General features: G+C 67.0%; 4 protein-coding genes and 1 pseudogene. All 5 read right to left on the reverse strand.

Annotation, left to right across the window (positions count from 1 at the left end; all coding sequences use genetic code 11):
* A partial coding sequence (locus ACE3N6_RS18835) for a transposase (protein ID WP_374247358.1) occupies positions 1-184 on the reverse strand: 184 nt, incomplete at its 3' end.
* A gap of 122 nt (positions 185-306) precedes the next feature.
* Positions 307-1,653 (reverse strand): diguanylate cyclase, encoded by a 1,347-nt coding sequence (locus ACE3N6_RS18840; protein WP_374247360.1) that lies wholly within the window; start codon positions 1,651-1,653, stop codon positions 307-309.
* 281 nt (positions 1,654-1,934) lie between these two features.
* A complete protein-coding gene (lpdA, locus tag ACE3N6_RS18845) occupies positions 1,935-3,725 on the reverse strand; it encodes a dihydrolipoyl dehydrogenase (protein ID WP_374247361.1) in 1,791 nt (596 codons plus the stop codon).
* A gap of 88 nt (positions 3,726-3,813) precedes the next feature.
* Positions 3,814-5,478, reverse strand: coding sequence for a dihydrolipoyllysine-residue acetyltransferase (gene aceF, locus ACE3N6_RS18850; RefSeq protein WP_374247362.1), 1,665 nt, complete (start codon positions 5,476-5,478; stop codon positions 3,814-3,816).
* A gap of 17 nt (positions 5,479-5,495) precedes the next feature.
* Positions 5,496-6,031: pseudogene (aceE, locus tag ACE3N6_RS18855) on the reverse strand (pyruvate dehydrogenase (acetyl-transferring), homodimeric type); the annotation flags it as partial.

Consider the following 6,031-nt stretch of genomic DNA (forward strand, 5'->3'; position numbering starts at 1 on the left):
AGGACAATTCGGGCGGCTCGATGCCCCGCTCGCGCATCCAGCGCCGCAGCGGGTTGGCGTTGATCCCGTTGGCCAGGGCAACCCCGGCGACCGACGCGCCGGGTTCGCCGCAGGCGTCGATCAGGGATCGTTTGAACTCCTCGGAGTAGGTGCGACGGGTTCGGCGCGGCGGGGTGACGGTCATGAAAGTGTCCACTTCTAGTGCGTAGTGGACACTATGGTTAGCGAGCTAAGGGGCTGGGGGAAGATGGGTTGGCCGGGGGCTTACAATGGGACGAACGCTCCGTCGGATTGACCGCGGGTCCTTCAGGTCTCAAGTACTGCGCCGGACCCGCATACGCGGTTTCGCCCGCCTTCCTTCGCCTTGTATAGCGCCTCGTCTGCCAGATTGAGCAGCGCGTCGATGTGATTGCTGCTGGGTGAGACGCTTGAGGCTCCTATCGATACGCTGAAGCTCATCGGCGCGCCGTCGGAGAAGGGGATTCGGGCGTTGGTGATGGTTTCGCGGAGGCGTTCGGCGGCTTCGATCGCGAACTGCAGGTTGGTCTCGGGGAGGAGCACCGCAAATTCGTCGCCGCCCAGGCGGCCGATGATGTCCACGTCGCGAAAGGTCGCGTGACTCAGGTCTGCGACGGCTTTGAGGACGGTGTCGCCGATCTTGTGGCCGTAGCGGTCGTTGATCTGTTTGAAGTGGTCAATGTCGAGCATCAGGATCGACAGAGGGCTGCCGTAGCGGATGGCTCGACGCAGCTCGTGCTCGGCTCTTTCCATGAAGTGACGCCGGTTGTACACGCCGGTCAGGTAATCCACGTGTGCCTGACGCCGGAGTTCCTCTTCGAGCAGCTTGCGCTCGGTGATGTCGGTGTGGGTGCCGCACATCCGGATCGCTTTGCCGTTATCGTCCCGCTGCATCACTTTGGCCTGGTCGAGAATCCAGCGGATGCTGCCGTCTTTGTGGAGCATCCGGTACTCGAGTTTGTGCGCTGCGGCGCGGCCTTCGATGACGTCGAAGATGGATGCCCAGGCGCGGTCCCGGTCGCTGGGGTGGACGAAGTCGGACCACTGCTGGGCGGTTTGCTGGAGTTCGTCGACGGTGTAGCCGAGTATCTGTCCCCAGCGCGGGTTGCGCTCGACCTTGCCGGTGAGGATGTCCCAGTCCCAGAAGCCCAGCTCCGAGCCCTCGAGCACGAAGCGGAGCTGCGTGGCGCGCTCTGCCAGCGCCATCTCCGCCTTCTTGCGCTCGGTCACGGTGTCGAGCATGAGCACGAGGTGTTCGGGGCGAGGGCTGTAGGTGGAGATGGAAAACCACTGCGCCATGGATCTGACGTGCATGACGAAGCTCTCCGGGGGGCCGCCGTCTGCCACGCGGCCGAAGGCTTCGAGGAGCGCGGAATCGACCCGCGGCAGCTTGGGCACGATCTCGCTGATGCGTCGTCCGGCCGCCTGGGCGAGCCCGGTCTGGATGTGGAAGGCCGGGTTGGCGTACAGGATGTGCACATCGCGGGCTTGCCCGTCCGCGTACTCCATCCGGCAATAGGCGACGCCGCCGGGCATGTGCTCAAGCAGACCGTCCAGCACCTCGCGTATCTCGGGCGGCGTGGTGTCGGGCTGGCGTTCGGTTTCGGTGGCGCTACGCTCTGCGGAGGCTGTCATCGGCGATCTCTGGGCGGGTCCGGTCGGGACAAGAACGATACACGCATCTTTCCACGACGATCACGGGGCGGCGGGGGAGGGCTGCGGGTGCCTGTTCCGCCATGCTGCACCGGGGCCAGCGCTGCCTTTGCGGGGCCTGCCGATGCCGCGGAGATTATAGCGCTGTGGCTTGCGCGGCTCCCGATCGCGTGCTTCCTCCGCGAGCCGGGCCCTCGGGCGACGAACAAAAAAAGGCGGCCCGAAGGCCGCCAAGCATCGCTGCAACAGGGATTGGTACGGTTCTACTTCTTGCGCGCGGGCGGCACGTCGGTGCAGCTGCCGTGGGCGACTTCGGCTGCCATGCCGACGGTCTCGCCGAGGGTGGGGTGCGGGTGGATGGTCTTGCCGATATCCACGGCATCGGCGCCCATCTCGATGGCCAGGCACACTTCGCCGATCATGTCGCCGGCCGACGGGCCGACGATGGTGCCGCCGATTACCCGGTGGGTTTCAGCGTCGAAGATCAGCTTGGTGAAGCCGTAGTCGGCGCCGTTGGCGATCGCGCGGCCGCTGGCGGCCCACGGGAACTTGGCGGTTTCCACCTTCTTGCCTTCGGCCTTGGCCTGGGCTTCGGTGTAGCCAACCCAGGCCACCTCGGGGTGGGTGTAGGCCACGCCCGGGATCACGGTGGCGTCGAAGGCGGCCTTGTGGCCGGCTGCGACTTCCGCCGCCACGTGGGCTTCATGCACCGCCTTGTGGGCGAGCATCGGCTGGCCGACCACGTCGCCGATGGCGAAGATGTTGGGCACGTTGGTGCGCATCTGGGCATCGACCGGGATGAAGCCGCGGTCGGTGACGATCACGCCGGCCTTCTCGGCGCCGATCTTCTTGCCGTTGGGCGCGCGGCCCGCCGACTGCAGGATCATGTCGTACTTGACCGGTTCGGTCGGGGCGCCCGAAGTTGCGTCCACTCCTTCGAAGGTGACGTACAGGCCGTCCTCCTTCGCGTCGACGGCGACCGTCTTGGTCTTCAGCATGATCTTGTCGAAGCGATGGGCGTTCTGCTTCTCCCACACCTTCACGGCGTCCCGGTCCGGGCCCTGCATCAGGCCGTCCATCATCTCGACCACATCGACGCGGGCGCCGAGGGTGGAATAGACGGTGGCCATCTCCAGGCCGATGATGCCGCCGCCGATGACCAGCAGCTTGCCGGGCACGAAGCGCAGTTCCAGCGCGCCGGTGGAATCGACGATGCGCGGGTCACGGGGGATGAAGGGCAGATGCACCGCGGCGGAGCCGGCGGCGATGATGCACTGCTTGAACTTCACCACCTTCTTGGCGCCGGTCTTGTCCTGGCTGGTGCCGGTGGTTTCCTCGACTTCGATGTGGTTCGGGTCGAGGAAGTGGCCGTAGCCGCGGATCACATCCACCTTGCGGCCCTTGGCCATGCCGGCCAGACCGCCGGTGAGCTTGCCGACGACCTTCTCCTTGTGGGCGCGCAGGGCGTCCACATCAACGGAGGGCTTGGCGAAGCTGACGCCGGCGACGGAGGCGTGTTCGGCCTCCTCGATGACGGCGGCCACGTGCAGCAGGGCCTTGGACGGGATGCAGCCCACGTTCAGGCACACGCCGCCGAGGGTGGCGTAGCGCTCGACGATGGCGGTCTTCAGGCCGAGGTCGGCAGCGCGGAAGGCGGCGGAGTAGCCACCGGGGCCGGCGCCCAGCACGACCATGTCGTACTCGACATCGGCTGCGCCGCCGTGGCTGGCAGCGGCCGGCGCGGCCACCGGCGCCGCGGCAGGCGCCGCAGCGGGAGCGGCGGCTGCAGCCGGAGCGGGGCTTGCGCCCGCGCCTTCGGCTTCGACGACGATCAGCACCTTGCCTTCGCCGACCCGGTCACCCAGGGTAACCTTCACTTCCTTGATGACGCCGGCGGCGCTGGAGGGCACGTCCATCGTGGCCTTGTCGGATTCGAGGGTGGCGATGGCGTCGTCCACCTTGATGGTGTCGCCCACCTTCACGAACAGCTCGATGACCGGCACGTCGGAAAAATCGCCGATGTCGGGTACTTTGACTTCCACTAATTGACTCATCTTGATCACCTCTTTGGGCGTAGTGTGAAACGCGCGGGGGAGGCGAGGCTTTTACGCCTGACTCCTCACCCCGAACGCCTCACCGATTTCAGAGCATGACCCGACGGAAGTCGGCCAGCAGTTGGGCGAGGTACACGTTGAAGCGGGTGGCCAGCGCGCCGTCGATCACGCGGTGATCGGCGGTGAGCGACATGGGCAGGGTGAGGCGCGGCACGAACTGCTTGCCGTCCCACACCGGCTTCATCACCGACTTGTTGACACCCAGGATCGCCACCTCCGGCGCATTGACGATCGGCGCGAAGTAGGTGCCGCCGATGCCGCCCAGGCTGGAGATGGTAAAGCACGCGCCGGACATGTCGGCCGGCTTGAGCTTGCCGTCACGGGCGAGCTTGGCCAGGCTGCCGGTTTCGGCGGCGATCTCGAACACGCTCTTCTTGTCGGCGTCCTTCACCACCGGCACGACGAGGCCGTTCGGGGTGTCGGCCGCGAAGGCGATGTTGAAGTACTTCTTGTAGACCAGGTTGTCGCCGTCGAGACTGGTGTTGAACTCGGGGAACTCCTGCAGCGCGCGCACCGAAGCCTTGATGATGAAGGCGAGCATGGTGAGCTTCTTGCCGGACTTCTCGTACTCCTTGTTCATCTGGACGCGGAAGGCTTCCAGGTCGGTGATGTCGGCGTCTTCGTGGTAGGTGACGGCCGGGATCATCGCCCAGTTGCGGGCCAGGTTCTGGCCGGAGATCTTCTTGATCCGCGACAGGGGCTTGACGTCGATTTCGCCAAACTTGGAGAAGTCCACCTTCGGCCACGGCAGCAGGTCGAGCCCGCCACCCAGGCTGCCCACGGCTGCGGCGGCGACGGTCTTGCCCGGCACCACGCCGGTGCTCATGGCGCCCTTCACGAAGGCGGTGACGTCCTCCTTCAGGATGCGGTTCTTGGGGCCGGTGGCCTTGACCTGGGCGAGATCGACGCCCAGCTCGCGGGCAAAGGCGCGCACCGACGGGCTGGCGTGCACCGAGCCGCCGAGCTTGACGGCCGACGGAACGGTGGTGGCCGGGGTGGGGATGGGCTGGACGCTCATGGGCGGCGTGGGCGCGGGGGCGCCATCGGCCAGGGGCACGGTGGGGCCGGAGGTGGCAGGCGCCGGGGCGGCCGCGGCCGGAGCGGGCGCAGCGGCGCCGGCACCGGTCTCAACCTTGATGAGCACCGCGCCTTCGGACACCTTGCTGCCCAGCTGGACGAGCACTTCCTTCACCACGCCGGCGGCGCTGGAGGGCACGTCCATGGTGGCCTTGTCGGATTCGAGGGTGGCGATGGCGTCGTCCACCTTGATGGTGTCGCCCACCTTCACGAACAGCTCGATCACCGGCACGTCGGAGAAGTCGCCGATGTCCGGCACCTTCACCTCGACGATGCCACCGCCCGCGGCGGCAGCCACGGGGGCGGCAGCCGGTGCGGCGGCGGGGGCCGGAGCCGGCGCCGCAGCAGCCGGAGCGGGTGCCGCGGCGGCCGCGCCGGCGGCTTCAAGCTTGATCAGCACGGCGCCTTCGGAGACGCGGCTGCCCAGCTGGACGAGCACCTCCTTCACCACGCCGGCGGCGGAGGACGGGACGTCCATCGTGGCCTTGTCGGATTCGAGGGTGGCGATGGCGTCGTCCACCTTGATGGTGTCGCCCACCTTGACGAACAGCTCGATGACGGGGACGTCGGAGAAATCGCCGATGTCCGGCACCTTCACTTCGATGAGTTGGCTCATGTTTGCGCTCCTCTCGATCAGACGGACATGGGGTTCGGCTTGGACGGGTCAAGCTTGTACTTGACCAGCGCGGCGGCGACCTTGTCGCGATCGATCCTGCCTTCGTCGGCCAGCGCCTTGAGGGCGGCCAGGGTGACCCAGTGGCGATCCACTTCGAAGAAGTGACGCAGCTTCTCGCGGGTGTCGGAGCGGCCGAAGCCGTCGGTGCCCAGGGTGACGTAGGTGCCCTTCACGAACGGGCGGATCTGCTCGGCAAACAGCTTGACGTAGTCGGTGGCGGCGATCACCGGGCCGGTGGCGCCGTCGAGCTTCTGCTCGACGTGGCTCTTCTTCGGCGCTTCGAGCGGGTGGAGCAGGTTCCAGCGGGCGGCGTCCTGGCCGTCGCGGGCCAGCTCGTTGAAGCTCGGGCAGCCCCAGATGTCTGCCTCCACGCCCCAGTCGTTCTTGAGCAGGTCGGCGGCGGCGATGACCTCGTTGAGGATCGTGCCGGAGCCCAGCAGCTGCACGCGCAGCTCGCCCGCGCCGCCCTTCTTGAGGGCGTACATCCCCATGA

The sequence above is a fragment of the Zoogloea sp. genome, from assembly GCF_041904905.1.
GTDB lineage: Bacteria > Pseudomonadota > Gammaproteobacteria > Burkholderiales > Rhodocyclaceae > Zoogloea.

Excerpts from the sequence above, each read along its gene's own strand:
- aceF (WP_374247362.1), bottom strand. The coding sequence starts at position 5,478 with ATGAGCCAACTCATCGAAGTGAAGGTGCCGGACATCGGCGATTTCTCC.
- ACE3N6_RS18840 (WP_374247360.1), bottom strand. The coding sequence starts at position 1,653 with ATGACAGCCTCCGCAGAGCGTAGCGCCACCGAAACCGAACGCCAGCCC.
- lpdA (WP_374247361.1), bottom strand. The coding sequence starts at position 3,725 with ATGAGTCAATTAGTGGAAGTCAAAGTACCCGACATCGGCGATTTTTCC.